Genomic DNA, 17,148 nt, shown 5'->3' with positions numbered 1-17,148 from the left:
CCAAAGAGTAAATTCGCTAGCGAATGTAAAAAGCGCACGCTTCACAGCGAATGAATTTCGCCAACTTTGCTTGCTTAAAAGATTAAGCAAAATAAAAAATCTTTGCGATTGAAGAATACTGAACAACATCTATGATGTTGCTTAGTGCTCTCAAAAACACAAACACATCAACTGTTCTCCGTGAACTTTGTGATAGAAAATTATCTGCTTCACATATCGCTTCACAGCGAATGAATTTCGCCAACTTTGCTATCTTAAAAGATTAAGCAAAATAAAAAATCTTTGCGATTGAAGAATATTGAACAACATCTTTGATGTTGCTTAGAGTTCTCAAAAACACAAACACATCAACTGTTCTTCGTGAACTTTGTGATAGAAAAGATTGTTATTAACTTTCAATCAAATCCAAAAACTGTTGTTCATCTAAAATCGTAATCGTGCCGATGTCTTGCGCTTTTTTGAGTTTGCTTCCTGCCTTTTCTCCAACTACCAAATAGTTGAGGTTTTTAGACACCGCCGAAATATTTTTTCCGCCATGTTTTTCTACCATTTCTTCGGCTTGTTCACGCGTGAAAAGCGAAAGTTTCCCAGTGAAAAGAAAAGTTTTACCTTCTAAAACAGTACTCAAAACTTCTGTGGTGTTTTCGCCTTTTTCCAGTTGAACGCCATAACTTCTCAATCGTTCTATCATCTCCCAGTTTTCTGAATTGTGAAGATAAGAAACAATGCTTTCCGCGATTTTAGAACCAATGTCTTCAACTTGGCAAAGTTCTTCCTCTGTGGCATTTTTTAAATCATCAATGCTTGGGAAATTCTTCGCTAGTTTTTTGGCAACCGTTTCTCCTACATGTTTGATACCGATTCCGTACAATACTTTTTCGTAAGGAATTTGTTTAGATTTTTCTATGCCGTCAATGATGTTTTGGGCAGATTTTTCCGCCATTCTTTCCAGCGGAAGCAATTGCTCTTTGCGCAAAGTGTAAAAATCTGCAATGTTGGTCAGTAAACCTTCACGGTAGAGTTGTTCTATGGTTTCACTGCCTAAATTTTCTATATTCAAAGCTTTTCTGGAAACGTAGTGAATCATTTTTCCCACAACTTGTGGTGGACAATGCGTTTCATTAGGGCAAAAATGAGCAGCCTGATCTTCTAAACGAATCAGCTCACTGCCACATTCTGGACAATGCGTTGCATACTGAATTTCTGTAGCAAAAACATTTCGTTTTTCTAGATTTACGCCTACAATTTTCGGAATAATTTCTCCGCCTTTTTCTACATAGACAAAATCGCCTACATGCAAATCCAGTTTTTTGATAATATCTTCATTGTGCAGAGAAGCGCGTTTTACAATGGTTCCAGCCAAGAGAACGGGAGCCAAATTCGCAACAGGTGTTACTGCACCAGTTCTTCCCACTTGATAATCGATGCTGAGCAATTCTGTTTCTACTTTTTCGGCTTTAAATTTATAAGCCATTGCAAAACGGGGAGATTTGGCAGTGTAACCCAATAATTGCTGTTGTTTTAGGGAATTTACTTTGATCACAATTCCGTCAATGTCGAAATTCAGGTTCTTGCGTTTTTCGTCCCAGAAATTGATGAAATCTTGTACTTCTTGAATATTTTTACAGAGTTTGGCGTTTTCAGAAATTTTGAAACCCCAAGTTTTTGCCTGTTGAAGTAGTTCGAAATGCGTTTCTGCAGGACTGTTTTCGCTCACAAATTGATAGAGCACCGCCGAAAGATTTCTCTTTCTCACTTCACCAGAATCTTGCAGTTTCAGACTTCCAGAAGCAGTATTTCTAGGGTTCATAAAAGCGTCATAACCTTCTGCCAATCGCTCTTCATTAATTTTGTTGAAGTTGTTGTGCGTAAGATAAATTTCGCCACGCATGTAAAATCTTTCTGGGAAATTTCCCTGCAACTGAAGCGGAATGTCTTTAATGGTCTTCACATTGGCAGTGATTTCATCGCCTTGGAAACCATCACCTCTGGTTACCGCTTGAGAAAGCTTTCCGTTTTCAAACAAAATGGAAATAGAAGCGCCGTCATATTTCAGTTCGGCGACAAATTCTATATCTTCGGTTTCTAAAATTTTAGAAATTCTGGTGTGCCAATCCTGTAAGTCATTGAAATCATAAGAGTTGTCCAAAGAATACATTCTGAACTGATGCTGAACGGTAGGGAAATTTTTGGTGATTTCTCCACCTACTCTCAAGGTAGGAGAATGCGGGTCATAAAACTCTGGGTGCGCTGCTTCTAGTTCTTGCAGTTCCTTGAGTTTGGCATCAAATTCAAAATCCGAAATCGTAGGCTCATCTAACACATAATAATTGTAATTATGCTGATGCAGTTCTTCTCTTAATTCTTCTATTCTTTGTAGGATATGTTCAGGCATTTTCTGTAGAAAGATTTTAGCAAAAATAACTAAAATAGTTGGAAATTGAGTTACCGAAAAGAGCAAGTGTCCTGCCTTTATCCTGTAAGTATCTAGCAAGTGTCTAGGATTTATAATCCGAATGTTGAAAACATAACCCTGTCATTCTGAACGCAGCGCAGCAAAGTGAAGAATCTCTACATTATGAAAAAGATTTTTCGCTTCATTCTTCCGCTCAAAATGACAAAATGTTTTATATGTAATACAAACTTCCGATCCATGAGCATATAAATACAAGCACAGCAATCTACGCTGTGCTTTTTCTTGTTCTAATAACATTTTTTAAAAACTTTTCATTAATTTTATGCACTTCAATAATAACTATGATTAATCAATACCTTTCTAAACTTTCTCAATTATATTTTGCAGGAAATGCAACCGAACATTCTTATCGTGGAGATTTACAAATTCTGCTTCAGGAGATTCTAGGCAAAGAATTTGCCGTAATTAATGAGCCAACCCGCCAAAAATGTGGCGCTCCAGATTATATTGTTTCCAAAAAAGAAGTGCCCATTGGTTACATAGAAGCCAAAGACTTAAAATTAGGAATAGACCATAAGAAAAATAAACCACAGTTTGACCGTTATAGAAACGCACTCGAAAATCTAATTATTACAGATTATCTACATTTTGAATTCTATAAAAATGGCGAACTGAAAACCAAAATCGCTCTTGGCGAAATCTTGATGAACGAAATCGTTCCACATGAGAAAAACTTTGAAACATTCATTCATCTCATCAAAGATTTTGGACAAGAAGTCTCGCAAACCATCAAAAATTCTGAAAAACTAGCAGAAATGATGGCTAATAAAGCTTTGTTAATGGCAGATGTCATTCACAATGCTTTAGACGAAGACGATTTGGCGGAAAAAAACACAGAATTGGTACAGCAAAGAACAGCGTTTAAAGATATGCTGATTCATGATATAGACAATCAGTTGTTTGCAGACCTCTATTCTCAAACCATTGCTTACGGACTTTTCGTGGCACGTTATCACGACCCTACTTTGCCTACGTTTGATAGGATAGAAGCCGCCAATCTTATCCCGAAATCTAATCCTTTTTTGAGGAAACTTTTTCAGCATATTGCAGGTTTTGATTTAGATATACGTCTCAAATGGATTGTGGAAGAATTGGTGCAGATTTTCCTCGCTTCTGATGTGAAGGACATTATGAAAAACTTCGGTAAATCTACCAGACAAGAAGACCCCGTTATTCATTTCTACGAAACGTTCTTGGGAAAATACAACCCAAAACTCCGTAAATCTCGTGGCGTTTGGTACACTCCACAACCTGTGGTGCAATTTATTGTACGTGCAGTAGATGATTTGCTGAAATCTGAATTTGGATTGTCTCAAGGTTTGGCAGATACTTCTAAAATTAAGAAAAAAGTAGATACACAAAATTTTGATAAACGTACACAGAAATACATACAAGATAATAAAGAATTCCACAGAGTGCAAGTTCTAGACCCAGCAACAGGAACCGGAACCTTTTTAGCCGAAACCATAAAACACATCTACGAAGAGAATTTTAAAAATATTAATGAGGGAATTTGGCCTCAATATGTAGAAAAAGACCTCATTCCTAGAATTAATGGTTTTGAGCTCTTGATGGCGAGTTATTCTATGGCGCATCTTAAACTAGATATGCTGCTTTCTGAAACAGGTTACGAAACCAACCAAGACCAGCGTTTTAATATTTTTCTCACCAATTCTCTGGAAGAACACCACAAAGATACAGGAACACTCTTCGCCAGTTGGCTTTCTGATGAATCTACTTTGGCAAACCAAATTAAGCGAGACACCCCTGTAATGTGCGTGATTGGAAATCCGCCGTATTCTGGCGAAAGTTCTAATAAAAGTGATTGGATTATGGATTTGATGGAAGATTACAAAAAAGAACCAGGCGGAAAAGAAAAATTGAAAGAAAGAAATCCGAAATGGATAAATGATGATTATGTGAAATTCATTCGTTTTGCTCAATATTTAGTAGAAAAAAACGGAGAAGGAATCGTTGCTTTTATCAATCCTCATGGTTTTTTAGATAACCCAACTTTTAGAGGTATGCGTTGGAATTTGCTAAAAACTTTTGATAAAATTTACACCATCGATTTGCATGGAAACAGCAAGAAAAAAGAAACTGCACCAGATGGAAGTGCAGACCAAAATGTATTTGATATTATGCAAGGTGTTTCCATTAATCTTTTTGTAAAAACCAATAAAAAGGCTAAAAATGAATTAGGAAAAGTTTTTCATTTTGATTTATATGGAAAGCGAAATGATAAGTATGATTTTTTAAATCAAAATTCTATTAAAACTATTGATTATAAAGAATTACCTAATAAAGCACCTATGTATTTTATGGTAAATAAAGATTTTGATGCAGAAAACATATATAATAAAGGATTTTCTATTGTTGATTTTTTTACTTTAAACAATGTAGGAATTGTAACAGCTAGAGATAATTTTACAATACATTCTAAAAAAGAATAAGTTCAAAATACAATTGAAGAATTTTTAAGTTTAGATGATGAATCTGCAAGAAGAAGATTTAATTTAGGAAAAGATGTAAGAGATTGGCAAGTAAATTTTGCTAAAAAAGATTTAAATGATAACTATCCAAATAAAGGCAAGTTTTTGAAAATATCATATCGCCCTTTTGATGATAGATGGACATTTTATACTGGTAAATCTAAAGGATTCCATTGCTATCCAAGATTTGATACAATGAAACATTTTTTAATTGGAGAAAATCTTGCTTTGATTTCAAATAAACCAGCACAAGGTGGACCAGATTTTTATTCAGATTTATTTATTTCAAAATTTATTACAGACCAAAGTGTTTTTTCTGCAATGAAAAGGTCACCTTTTATTCTTCCACTTTACATTTACCAAGAACCGACTGCATTTGATGAGCGAGAAAGAATCCCTAATTTCAATCCTAAAATTCTGGCAGAGATAGAAGCAAAACTCGGAATGAAATGCATAGATGATGAGAACTTCGGGAAAGAGAACTTCGGGAAAGAGAACTTCGGCAAAGAGAACTTCGGGAAAGAGAACTTCGGCAAAGAGAACTTCGGCAAAGAGAACTTCGGCAAAGTTTTAAACTTTGCCGAAGTTGAGAACACTTCAGAAGTTGAGAACACTCCTGAAGCTAAGAACGCTTCAAAAGCTGAGAACGCCTCAAAAGCTGAGAGTAAAAAAACAAACTTTTCTCCACTCAATCTTTTAGATTACATCTACGCCGTTTTACACTCCCCAAAATACAGAGAAACCTATAAAGAATTTTTAAAAATAGATTTCCCTAGAGTACCTTTTCCAGATGCTGTAGGTACAAGTCGTGACTTGTCCACTATTCAAAAGAATTTTTGGGATTTAGTACAACTAGGTTCAGAAATTAGAAAACTCCATCTTTTAGAAGAAATAGCCAATAAAGACCTACAAACCAAATATCCTATTGCAGGAAATAACGTAGTAGCAAAACCTACTTTTGTAAAAACTGAAAACTTCAGCAAAGAGAACTTCGGCAAAGAAAACTTCGGCAAAGAAAACTTCGGCAAAGAGAACTTCAGCAAAGAGAACTTCAGCAAAGAGAACTTCGGCAAAGAAAACTTCGGCAAAGTTTCAAACTTTGCCGAAGTTAAGAGCGCTCCAGAAGTTGAAAACCTCACAGGAAAAGTCTTCATCAACGAAACCCAGTATTTCGACAACGTACCAGAAACCGCATGGAATTTCTACATCGGAGGCTATCAACCTGCACAAAAATGGCTAAAAGACCGTAAAGAAAGAGAACTTTCTTATGAAGACATTCTTCATTACCAAAAAATCATCTACGCCCTTACCAAAACAGATGAACTGATGAAGAAAATAGATGATATTTGCTTCACCGAAGTTTAAAACTTAAATAGCTTTAGTAAAGAAAACTTCAGCAAAGAGAACTTCGGGAAAGAGAACTTCAGCAAAGAGAACTTCGGCAAAGAGAACTTCGGCAAAGAGAACTTCGGCAAAGAGAACTTCAGCAAAGAGAACTTCGGGAAAGAGAACTTCGGCAAAGTTTAAAACTTTGCCGAAGTTGAAGAAGTTAAAAAAAAGTTCCAAACTTTGCCGAAGTCGAAGAAGTTAAAAAAAGTTCCAAACTTTGCCGAAGTTGATTAAAAAAAACTAAAATCATAAAACTAAAATGGAAATAAGAAGAGACCATCTTGAGCCAGAATTTTTTTATCACATCTATAACAGAGGAATTAACAGTGAAGATGTTTATAAAAACAAAGATAATTATTTGTATTTTTTAAAAAAGGCAAAAGAATTTTTATTGCCAGTTGCTGATATTTATGCTTATTGCCTTATGAAAAATCATTTTCACTTGTTGGTAAGAATAAAACCAGAAGTAGAATTAAAAACTTTTTTTGATTCTCAGAATAAAAACACTAAAATAAGAACTGAGGGAATTCATGCGTTACATTCTATTGTTAGCAAGCAATTTGCAAAATTAATGAGTAGTTATACACAAGGTTTTAATAAATATTATAATAGACATGGTAGTCTATTTGAGACCCCTTTTAAAAGAATAAGAATAACGGATGAGGTTTATCTTAGAAACTGTATAATTTATATTCATCAAAATTCTTTAGATATTAATGAGCAATTAGAAAAGTATGATTTTTCTTCCTATAAAATTATTTTATCAAACTCTAAAACAGAATTAAAAAGAGAAGAAGTAATTTCATACTTTGAAAACATTGATAATTTTAAATTTTGTCACCAGAGAATTGTGGAAATTTAATTTCAACAAAGAGAACTTCAGCAAAGAGAACTTCAACAAAGAGAACTTCGGCAAAGTTTTAAACTTTGCCGAAGTTGAAGAAGTTAAGAAAAGTTCTAAACTTTGCCGAAGTTGAAGAAGTTAAAAAAGTTCCAAACTTTGCCGAAGTTTAAGAAGTTAAAAAAGAGTTCCAACTTTGCAGACATTGATAATTTTAAATTTTGTCACCAGAGAATTGTGGAAATTTAACTTCGGCAAAGAGAACTTCAGCAAAGAGAACTTCAGCAAAGAGAACTTCAGCAAAGAGAACTTCGGCAAAGAGAATTTCGGCAAAGAAAACTTCGGCAAAGAGAACTTCGGCAAAGAAAACTTCGGCAAAGAGAACTTCAGCAAAGAGAATTTCGGCAAAGAAAACTTCGGCAAAGAGAATTTCAGCAAAGAGAACTTCAGCAAAGAGAACTTCGGCAAAGAGAACTTCGGCAAAGAAAACTTCGGCAAAGAAAACTTCGGCAAAGTTTTAAACTTTGCCGAAGTTGAAGAAGTTAAAAAAGTTCCAAACTTTGCCGAAGTTGAGAGTAAACACATCACCCGATCTCCCGGATTTGTAATCCGTGAGCTCACGCTAAAAAAATACACCCCATAAAAAATAAAAAAAGCACGAACCTCGTGCTTTTTATGGTTAATAATTTCCACCCAAAAATACCAAGAAAAATCTCTCCCTTTAGGGTCGGGGAAAAAGATTTTTTATTTCCAACTCCTTGCCTGAGCACAGACCAAAGGTCTGCGAACGTAGTTCACGAAGCCCAGTGCCTGAACTTGTAGAACGCAGGGAAAAGAAAGTTATGATCTCACAAAAAAAGCAGACCATAGGTCTGCTTAATTCATTTTATTTAATTCGTTATGAAAAATCTTACAGATAGGTTATACTACCTTAATAAGATTCAGCGCATTGTAAGTACCATTTTTCAAAGGATACAATTGCCCATTTATTTCCTGCATCAGCTCTACCAGTAACAGGTAAAATAAAGTTCCTTCTAGGGTAGGAAGATTTTCTAATCCTATTTCCAGAGGGGCGGCATCTGCATCTATCGCTATGGTATGCACTTCACTATACGCTACTTCAGATTGTTGCAGTTCAAAATCTAAACTCGCACAAGCGATGCTTAAGGAAACATGTGTTGCATACTCAGGGAGTAATAAATGCTCTTTAGGATTAAAAAGGGCTATATTTACACTGCCAGCCTCTACATCTAGCGTGTAGGGAGCTTTAAATAAAATGCCAAGAGGTGAGTTTTTATTAAAATCAAAACCTTCTAAAACTCTTTTTCCTTCTACGCTTTTTATCCCCTCAGCAACTTTGCGTTGTCCTCTTAGAGATTGGTTGTCTAAATTTTTTATAGTAGACATCAGACTTACAATTCTATTACTGGTTCTGGTATCTTTTGCACGATTCATCAGTATAGAAATACTGTTTCTTAGTAATTTACCACTACTGGCAATAGTGCCAAATTCACTCATGTTTTCCCTCGTTCTTTCATAGTTAGGGTCATTCATGATTCTGTTGCGTTCTACGCCACCTTTCGCTCTTACAAAGTGGCCTTCTGAGTTCTTGTAGAAACTCATTCCATCGAGTTTCCCTCGAAGTTTTAAAATGGACATTTCTCTTGCCATAATACTTGTTTTTTGGGTGTTAATAAATGATTTGGGTAACCATTGGCCAATGCATTACTCCACAAAGATAGATAAGCAATAAACCCTCTCCAAATGCCATGTTTCGTTTGGTTCGTCTTTGTTTTTTTTGATTCTTTTTATTCTAATAAGTGCATTTTGTGCAGATAAAAACTTATAGTTCGTTTTGTTTCAAAATGTTCGTTTAAGTCTGTTTTGTCTCATAACCTAACAAGACAATAGGCTATTTAAAAAACACTTCAATTCTTCCTTATTCTAGTCTCGTGTCAGTCCCGTGTCAATCCCGTGTCAATCTCGTGTCAATCTCGTGTCAAAAAAATAGAATATGGTGAAGTTTTTAATGAGCATGGATTCGTCATTTTTACAAGGACTAAAAATTGGGGTATAGAACCAGTGGTTTTATAAGAATATCTTGTCACTATGGGGGATATTTCTTTAGCTTAAAAATTGTTGATTGGGGCATCCTTACTTTAGAGAAAGAATAAGTAGAAAAGAAGTCTTCTTCTATGAAAATAGAGGCTGTAAATAGGGTTTTTTCGCATCATTTTACGGAGTGCTCATTTTTCGAGTAATCCTTTATCCATAGGGGTTTAAACGGTGTGTTTAAACAGTAGTTTAATTAATTAATGGTGAGGTCTTTTATCGTGGTTTGCCCAGTGTTTATCGTGGTTTACAGAGATTTGTAAAGTGCTGTAAAGCAATCAGCTTTTATCCTAATTTTTAGAAAACCCTTTATTCATGCTACTTCTATGTAATTGTGGAAAAATACATCGCCATATTTTAGATTTTTCTTTTTACCTTTGAAAGAACAGTAGAGAATGTACTGTAGTATAAGTTCTTTGAGGTAACGGAAATAAAACAAATTGTAGATTTTTAATAAATCGTGCAAGTATTCTAAAATACCTATGCACGGAAAAGATTATGCACTAATTTATTTTTATAAAACTTAATAATTTATACTACCCGTTGTAAAATAATGTGTACAACAAAGAGCAGGTGATACATAATCCTTAAACCCTTTTTATGTCATAAGACATTTACAAAACTGAAAAATTTAATTATGAAAAACACTAACTATAAACCTCTTTCTACTGCTTCGTTTTATTTCTTGCTTACTTCTTAGCATTTAGCCTATTTTATTTTCTTAACTGTCATCACGGAATATCAACCGCTCCATTATGTAAATAATAGAGCTTAATAGCCATGTAGAACACAATGAAAGTAAAATTGATTATGAACGCTAATGACGTTCAAGCAATTACTGATTACAGTATCGGGCATTGCAGAAGAATCTTGAGGGAAATAAGAAAATCCAAGAGAAAACTCAAGCATCAGAAAGTAACTGTAGAAGAAGTAGGTGCTTATCTGGGCATAAACGCCGATGATATTAGAAAGATTTTTTCTAAAGACCATTAAGCTTCTTTCTATTAGATGCTATTCACAAAGCCACAACGCTTTCTTTACAGGAAGTGCTGTGGCTTTTTTATGTAGACATTATTCTGTACTCATAGATTTATAATTCATAATTACAAAACAGAACCTTGTTATTCTGAACGAAGCGCAGCATAGTGAAGAATATCTTTATGAAGAGAAAAATTTTTTTTAAAGTGTAAATAGAAAAACCTGTGAACTTCATAGAACATCTATGATGTTCCTTAGAGAACTTAAAAACGAAATCATTTCACCAATACTTAGTGAACTTTGTGATAAAAATAATCCGTTTCATAGACTCCTGTCGTTCTGAACGAAGCGCAGCAAAGCCAAGAATCTTTTTATAAAGAAAATTATTTTTTTGTTGTGATGTTATTATAGGGGTATAGTGTATTTAAAATGTATAAATATTAAAAATTAATATAAAAATATATGGGTTGTGTTTCAAAAGATATATTTTTTTAAATAAAATGTTTACATTTGTAGGGGTTAAAACAGAAAAATATGTTATTGAAAGTAGAAAAACGTTGGGTTATTGCTTTTATCATTACAGCGATAGTAGCAATGGTAAGTTTATTCTGGCCAACAAAGTTGCCAGATGCTAGTTCGGGAGTTTTTTTAGAAGAAAATAATTTAGTAGGAGCAGATATTGCTTGGTTATTGGCTTCATCGGGTTTAGTCCTTTTGATGACGCCGGGTTTATCTTTCTTCTATGGCGGAATGGTGGGCAAAAAAAATGTAATTTCTACCATGTTGCAGAGTTTTATTGCACTGGGAGTCATTAGTTTAGTTTGGGTAGTGGTTGGTTTTTCGCTCTCTTTCGGAGATTCTCTAGGATTTTATATTGGCAAAGAACATTACGGAATCATAGGCAATCCTTTTAGTTTTACTTTTTTTAACCAAGTAGGCGTTTTGCCACATTCTAAAATGGCTCCTACTGTTCCTTTCATCCTTTTTGCATTGTTCCAAATGAAATTTGCAGTGATTACTCCTGCTATTATCACAGGAAGTTTTGCAGAGAGAGTAAGATTTGTAAGTTACCTTTTATTTATTGTGCTGTTTTCACTGTTCATTTATGCACCTTTGGCTCACATGGTTTGGAGCGGAGACGGATTCTTGGTTAAATTTTTTGGAATTAAAGATTTCGCGGGCGGAACTGTAGTTCACATGAGTGCTGGTTTTGCAGCTTTAGCAGGCGCTTTGATGATTGGTAAAAGAAAAAATGACCACCATGAACCTTCCAATATTACGTATGTGATTTTAGGAACAGGAATGTTGTGGTTTGGTTGGTTCGGGTTTAATTCGGGTTCAGCTTTAGCTGCTAATGCCACTGCAGCGATGGCTTTTGGAACTACCACCATTGCTTCTGCTTCTGCGATGATGACTTGGATATTTTTTGACAGAATTAATGGAAGAAAGATTTCAGCATTAGGAGCTTGTATTGGTGCAGTAGTAGGATTGGTGGCGATTACACCAGGTTGTGGTTACGTAAGCATTGCAGAAAGTATATTTATTGGTTTTATCTCGGCAATTGTTTCTAATATGGCGGTCAACTGGAAAAAACTGAAAAGCGTAGATGATACCTTAGATGTTTTTGCCTGTCATGGAATCGGAGGAATTATGGGGATGATACTCACCGCTATCTTTGCTCGAGGAGAGAACGCGAGTCTTCTGCATGGTGGAGTAGGCGTTTTTGCACATCACATGACTGCGCTACTTTTGGTGTCTGTGTTTACCTTTTTTGGAGCCTTGGTGATTTATAAAATTACAGATTTTATTATTCCACTTCGAGTAGAAGAAACCTCCGAAGAATTAGGATTGGATATTTCGCAACACAATGAATCTATATAAAACTAAGAAAGCCTTCTGCTATAACAGAAGGCTTTCTTGTAAAGGATTGTTTTTCAGTCATTTGTGTTTCTCCTTTCTGCAAAAGTAAATGATTAATATAAAATAAAAATTAACAAATGTTAATTTTCTAATCTTTTTTTAATTCTGCTCAAAGAGACAGGTGTAATGCCTAGAAATGAGGCTAAATATTTATCAGGAATTCTTTCGCATAAATCAGGATGAGTCTCCAATAAATGTTGGAATCTTTCTTCAGGACTGTATAGAATAAAACTTTCTAATCTTTCATACATTCTATTCAGTAATTTTTTGCTCGCCATTATTCTGAGTTTTAATAGGCCAACATTTCTCTTGCTTAATTCTTCGAATTTTTGAAAATTGATTTCAAAAATTTCTGTTTCTTCCATGGCGCACCAAGTCAGTTTAGAGGGTTTATGGTTAAAGTAACTTTCTGGGTCAGCGCCAAATTCTTTTTCCCAACGAAAGAAAATGGTTTTTTCTTCTCCATCAGCATTGCTGTAGAAACCTCTCACCAATCCTTTATTGATATAAAAAAACTTGTTATAAAATGTGCCTTCTTCTATAAAGATTTCATTCTTTTTGAGTTTTTTTCTATTTATCAATCCGAAAATACTAATAAGTTCCGTTTTAGGAATATCTTTAAAAAAATCGAGTAAAAAATTATCTGATATGTCCATAATGTTAGTTTTGGAGAAGCTCATTGATTCTAAGGCTTAGTTTTTCTGCATTGGGAAGCATTTCTTTTTCTAAAATCAAATTGATGGGAACAGCAGGTAAATCCAGTGAACCCATGATTTCTACTGCAGCATCGAGGTATTTAAAGCAATTTTTAGAAATTCTTGCCCCGAAAGCTTCCATCATAGAGTTGTTGAGAGCTTCTTCCGTTAAAAGAATACATTTTCCGTGTAATTTAACCCTTTCGAAAACCAATTCCTCATCTATCGGCTTGATGGTTCTCAAATCGATGATTTCTACCCTTCCTTCAAAATTTTTAGCGGCTTCTTTGGCCCAATAAACGCCCATTCCATAGGTAACAACAACTAGAGTTCGGCCTTTCTGTATTTCTTCTTCATTGGCAAATTTTACAATATTGGCTTTCCCGAAAGGTAAAATGTAATCTTCTGCAGGTTCTACGGTTTTTGCCTCTTCTGTTCCTGGAACTTTACTCCAATAAAGACCTTTATGTTCTAAGAAAATGACAGGATTTGGGTCGTAAAAAGCAGCTTTAAACAAGCCTTTAAAATCTGCAGCGTTACTTGGATAAGCGATTTTAATTCCTTTGATTTGTGCCAACATGGTCTCTACGCTTCCGCTGTGATAAGGACCGCCACCACCATAAGCTCCAATCGGAACTCGGATGATGCTCGAAACAGGATATTTTCCGTTGCTGAGGTAGCAAGATTTAGAAACTTCTGTCACCAATTGATTAATCCCTGGATAAATATAATCGGCAAACTGTACTTCTACGATAGGTTTAAGACCTACTGCGCTCATTCCTACAGTAGAACCAATGATGTATGCCTCTTGAATGGCGGTGTTGAAAACTCTTTTGTTCCCAAATTTTTGTTGAAGTGTTACCGCTTCTCTGAAAACTCCCCCAATTCTTCCGCCTACATCTTGACCATAAAGTAATGCTTCAGGATGTTTGTGCATTAATTCTTGTATGGCATGAATTCCTGCATCTACCATTGGAATTTTTTCTCCATTTTCAGGAATTCTGGTTCCTTTTTCTTCGGTGATAGGAGTAGGAGCGTAAACATGCTCTTTTACGGTTTCTGGTTTTGGGTCTGGCGCGAGAATGGCTTTGTTAAAGTCTTCTTCTATTTGTTTTCTGGCTTCAATTTCTATTTGAGATAAGGTCTCTTCGTTAAAACCTTCTTCTAATAAATATTTTTTGAGAATAATTCCCGGGTCTTTTGCTCTATGCTTGGCTAAATCTGCTTCATCTCGATAAAATTCTCTTCTTACTCCAGAAGTGTGATGCCCAATCAATACCGTTTTAGCACAAACCAAAAGAGGTTTTCTTTCTTCTCTTACAAAATGTACCGCTTTTTGCATCTGAATGAAACTTTCTACAAAATCAGTTCCATCAATTCTCATTCTATTCAGTCCTACAAATCCTGCTGCATAATCATAAGCATCAGAAGTTCTGGCTTCTTCCTTGGTTACGCTTATTCCCCATTCATTATCTTGAACCAAAAAGATAATAGGTAGTTGATGAAGTGCTGCAAATTGAAAAGCTTCGGCTACTTCTCCTTCTGTAACAGAATTATCACCTAAACTACAAATGACAACAGGATTTTTTTCAAAGTTTTGAAGTTTGAAATCTTCAATATATTTGATTCCTTGAGCAACACCAGTGGTTGGAATAGCTTGCATTCCTGTAGCAGAACTTTGATGAATAATTTTAGGAAGTCCTTCTAATTTACTGGTTGGATGCGAATAATAAGAACGACCTCCTGAAAAAGGATCTTCTGCTTTTGCTAATAATTGGAGCATTAATTGATAAGGAGTGAAGCCTATTCCCAATAATAAAGATTCGTCTCTGTAATAAGGAGATACCCAATCTTCTTTGGATAATTGATAAGCCGTAGCCAATTGTATGGCTTCGTGGCCTCTAGAAGTACTGTGTACGTACTTGCAAATATTTCTGTTTTCTTCGTAAATATCGGCCATTGATTTTGCCAGCATCATTTGAGTGTATGCCTTGAGCAAAATTTCTTTTGAAATAATTTCTTTTGTTGTAAAGTCAGATTCCATAGAAAACAAATATAAGCATTCTCTCTTTTGATTGAAAATAAAAAACGCTAACTCGTAAAGTTAGCGTTTTCAATGATTTAGGAGTTTTTATGACTCAAAATTATTCTTTAATAAACTTGTGAGAGCTTACATTTTTGTCGGTCTTCACATTGATAATGTAAGTACCTTTTGGCAATTGGCTTACATCAATGGTTTGGAAACTTTTTGCTTCTGTTTTTAGAACAGATTTTCCTGATAAGTCAAAAATATCAATTGTTTTAGCACCTTTTGGAATAAGTATATTAACAATATCTTTAGTTTTTGTAGGATAAACAGTCACTAATTTCTCTTTTGAATTTTCGGAGGTTTGTAAAGATGCAGAAGAATCAAAACCTGTAATGATGATAGCGTAATTTTGAGAAGAAATATTTTGGTTGTTGTCTACTAAATTTCCTTTTTGAGAAACTTCTAATCTATACATTCTACCAGCAATTGGAGTTGGAATAATAATTTGTTCTACATTATCAACAGTGTTATCACCTTGGGTAGCAGGTGCCATAGGATTGCTAATATCTAATTTCCAAGGATAATAAATAGTATTGGTTACTGTATCTATAATTCTCAGGTCAAAGTCGTTAATAATCATAGAAGAATGATTATTTTGAAGTTCGTAATCTGTAGAAAAAGGAGTTGCAGCTGGGTCTATCCATGATATTGTTGCTTTTAATGGCTCTCCAGATTTAGCAGTTACTGTTTTAGTAAATTTAGCCCCAGAGTTTAATACATTTCTTTCAAAAAATGCTTTATTGTCTTTTTTGTCTATAAGAAGTTGAGCTGCTTTTGTGGCATCCGCAAATCCCCAACCATACCATACATCAGGTCCAGGATTTCCTGCTTCATTTGCAGTATGGGTTAATAAAGCTTTCATTTCATCTGCTTTAAAAATGAAGCTGTTATTGTTGTATAACATTCTATTTACCTCTGTTAAAGCTCCAGCAATTCCAGTAACTATTGGCGCGGAATATGATGTTCCGTTTCCGCCTAATCCATAAGTGTTATAAGTGGTTGCGTTTGAGTAACTTGCAAGTGCCATAGTGCTTCCTACTGCTGAAATGTCAGGTTTTATCGCTCCATCTTTTCTAGGTCCTGCACTACTGTAGCTTGCTTTGGCTACATCATTGGAAGTGGTATATTGGTAATCAGCAGTGGTTAATTGGTTAGTTGCACCAACGACTATAATATTTTTTGCTAAAGATCCTTCACCTATACAGTTGTACCCTTGGCTACAATTTGCGGCGGGAATTACATCTGCTGCGTCAAATGGAACATAAGTATTGGATAAATTATCATATTTAAATTTTGGAAGAAAAGTATTTTGGCTAGGATGGGTCCCATAATAATTTCCAGCAGATTTGATGACGATTTGATTGGGATTTGTATAAACAATTTCATCAAAACTTTTATCTCTCAAACTGTAAGCTCCAGAATATGTATCTTCAGTATTTAATTCATAATTAGCAACCCAATAAAAGCCTTTAGTAGTGTAAATAGAAAATGGAGTGGACACATAGTTCCATCCTACATTTACACCATAAGAATGATTGGAGATATTAGCATTTGAAGCAGCAAGTTTTTGATAATTGTTTCCTTTTGTAGTATTGTTAAAGCTATAGCTGTCAATCATTACATTAGTTAGTACGCCTTTTGCTCCAGAAGTTCCATATGGATTAGAAAGATCTCCTATCCCAATTGCTCCAATGATTCCAGCAACGTTTGTTGCGTGACTTGCATAGGCTATTTCTCCATTTTCTTGATCAAAGATTCTGTTTCCTCCATTAGTTGGTCCTCCAAATTCGTTATGTTTTTCGAAAACTCTGCCTCCATCCATAACTAGAATTTTCTGACCGCTACCATTGATCGAAATATTATTTAAACCAGTGAGGGTTCCATTTTGTAGGGAAAGAATATTGGCGCTTTTATTGGCACGCATATCTTCAGATTCCCAAAAAAGAGGAATGTTGCCTGCAAATCCAGCATGAGTGGAAATAATTTCTTTTAATTGACTCTTTGAAAATTTTTGAGAAGAATTTTTTAGAAAAGAGGAAAGCCTATTATTATTTTCTATTCTATCCTTAGCTAAAATAGAATTTAATCTTGTGTTTTGTCCGTAATAATTGCTGATTAGGAAAAGACAAGTTAAAATAAATATATTTTTTTTCATA

11 protein-coding genes and 1 pseudogene are annotated in these 17,148 nt (G+C 34.8%); 7 read left to right on the top strand and 5 right to left on the bottom strand.

Annotation, left to right across the window (positions count from 1 at the left end):
• Nucleotides 1-388 precede the first annotated feature (388 nt).
• Complete coding sequence (ligA, locus tag EB819_RS06665; RefSeq protein WP_069796763.1) at nt 389-2,395, bottom strand: NAD-dependent DNA ligase LigA; 2,007 nt, start codon at nt 2,393-2,395, stop codon at nt 389-391.
• A gap of 362 nt (nt 2,396-2,757) precedes the next feature.
• Here ligA and EB819_RS06660 point away from each other — a divergent pair, with 362 nt between their 5' ends.
• The 5 genes and pseudogenes from EB819_RS06660 to EB819_RS06640 all read left to right on the top strand — a co-directional run bounded on the left by EB819_RS06660 (nt 2,758) and on the right by EB819_RS06640 (nt 7,841).
• Nucleotides 2,758-4,929: an N-6 DNA methylase gene (locus EB819_RS06660; RefSeq protein ID WP_069796761.1), complete on the top strand. Its 2,172-nt coding sequence runs from the start codon at nt 2,758-2,760 to the stop codon at nt 4,927-4,929.
• A 12-nt stretch (nt 4,930-4,941) separates the two neighbouring features.
• Nucleotides 4,942-6,333 (top strand): type ISP restriction/modification enzyme, encoded by a 1,392-nt coding sequence (locus EB819_RS12750; RefSeq protein WP_159429372.1) that lies wholly within the window; start codon nt 4,942-4,944, stop codon nt 6,331-6,333.
• A gap of 93 nt (nt 6,334-6,426) precedes the next feature.
• A pseudogene (locus EB819_RS13020) lies at nt 6,427-6,495 on the top strand (hypothetical protein); the annotation flags it as partial.
• 121 nt (nt 6,496-6,616) lie between these two features.
• Entirely contained in the window at nt 6,617-7,219 is a 603-nt protein-coding gene (locus tag EB819_RS06645) for a transposase (protein ID WP_069796756.1), read from the top strand.
• Nucleotides 7,220-7,403: 184 nt separating this feature from the next.
• Entirely contained in the window at nt 7,404-7,841 is a 438-nt protein-coding gene (locus EB819_RS06640; protein WP_245993095.1) for a hypothetical protein, read from the top strand.
• A 278-nt stretch (nt 7,842-8,119) separates the two neighbouring features.
• Here EB819_RS06640 and EB819_RS06635 read toward each other — a convergent pair whose 3' ends face one another.
• Nucleotides 8,120-8,869 carry a hypothetical protein gene (locus EB819_RS06635; RefSeq protein WP_069796752.1) on the bottom strand — a complete coding sequence of 250 codons (750 nt, stop codon included), beginning with the start codon at nt 8,867-8,869 and terminating at the stop codon, nt 8,120-8,122.
• A gap of 1,233 nt (nt 8,870-10,102) precedes the next feature.
• On the opposite strand from EB819_RS06635, the gene EB819_RS06630 reads away from it, so the two are divergent.
• Both EB819_RS06630 and EB819_RS06625 read left to right on the top strand, forming a co-directional pair.
• Nucleotides 10,103-10,303 carry a hypothetical protein gene (locus EB819_RS06630; RefSeq protein WP_069796750.1) on the top strand — a complete coding sequence of 67 codons (201 nt, stop codon included), beginning with the start codon at nt 10,103-10,105 and terminating at the stop codon, nt 10,301-10,303.
• A 525-nt stretch (nt 10,304-10,828) separates the two neighbouring features.
• Nucleotides 10,829-12,169 carry an ammonium transporter gene (locus tag EB819_RS06625; RefSeq protein ID WP_069796803.1) on the top strand — a complete coding sequence of 447 codons (1,341 nt, stop codon included), beginning with the start codon at nt 10,829-10,831 and terminating at the stop codon, nt 12,167-12,169.
• Nucleotides 12,170-12,288: 119 nt separating this feature from the next.
• On the opposite strand, the gene EB819_RS06620 is transcribed toward EB819_RS06625, so the two are convergent.
• From EB819_RS06620 to EB819_RS06610, 3 genes are all read right to left on the bottom strand, one after another.
• Nucleotides 12,289-12,864, bottom strand: coding sequence for a Crp/Fnr family transcriptional regulator (locus EB819_RS06620; RefSeq protein ID WP_069796747.1), 576 nt, complete (start codon nt 12,862-12,864; stop codon nt 12,289-12,291).
• A 4-nt stretch (nt 12,865-12,868) separates the two neighbouring features.
• Nucleotides 12,869-14,947: an alpha-ketoacid dehydrogenase subunit alpha/beta gene (locus EB819_RS06615; protein ID WP_069796745.1), complete on the bottom strand. Its 2,079-nt coding sequence runs from the start codon at nt 14,945-14,947 to the stop codon at nt 12,869-12,871.
• Between the two features lie 100 nt (nt 14,948-15,047).
• Complete coding sequence (locus EB819_RS06610) at nt 15,048-17,147, bottom strand: S8 family peptidase (RefSeq protein ID WP_069796743.1); 2,100 nt, start codon at nt 17,145-17,147, stop codon at nt 15,048-15,050.
• Between the last annotated feature and the right edge of the window lies 1 nt (nt 17,148).

This window comes from Cloacibacterium normanense, assembly GCF_003860565.1.
Classification (GTDB): Bacteria; Bacteroidota; Bacteroidia; order Flavobacteriales; family Weeksellaceae; genus Cloacibacterium; species Cloacibacterium normanense.
The sequence above is the reverse complement of the archived record's forward strand: the minus strand, read 5'-3'. Positions and strand labels throughout refer to the sequence as shown.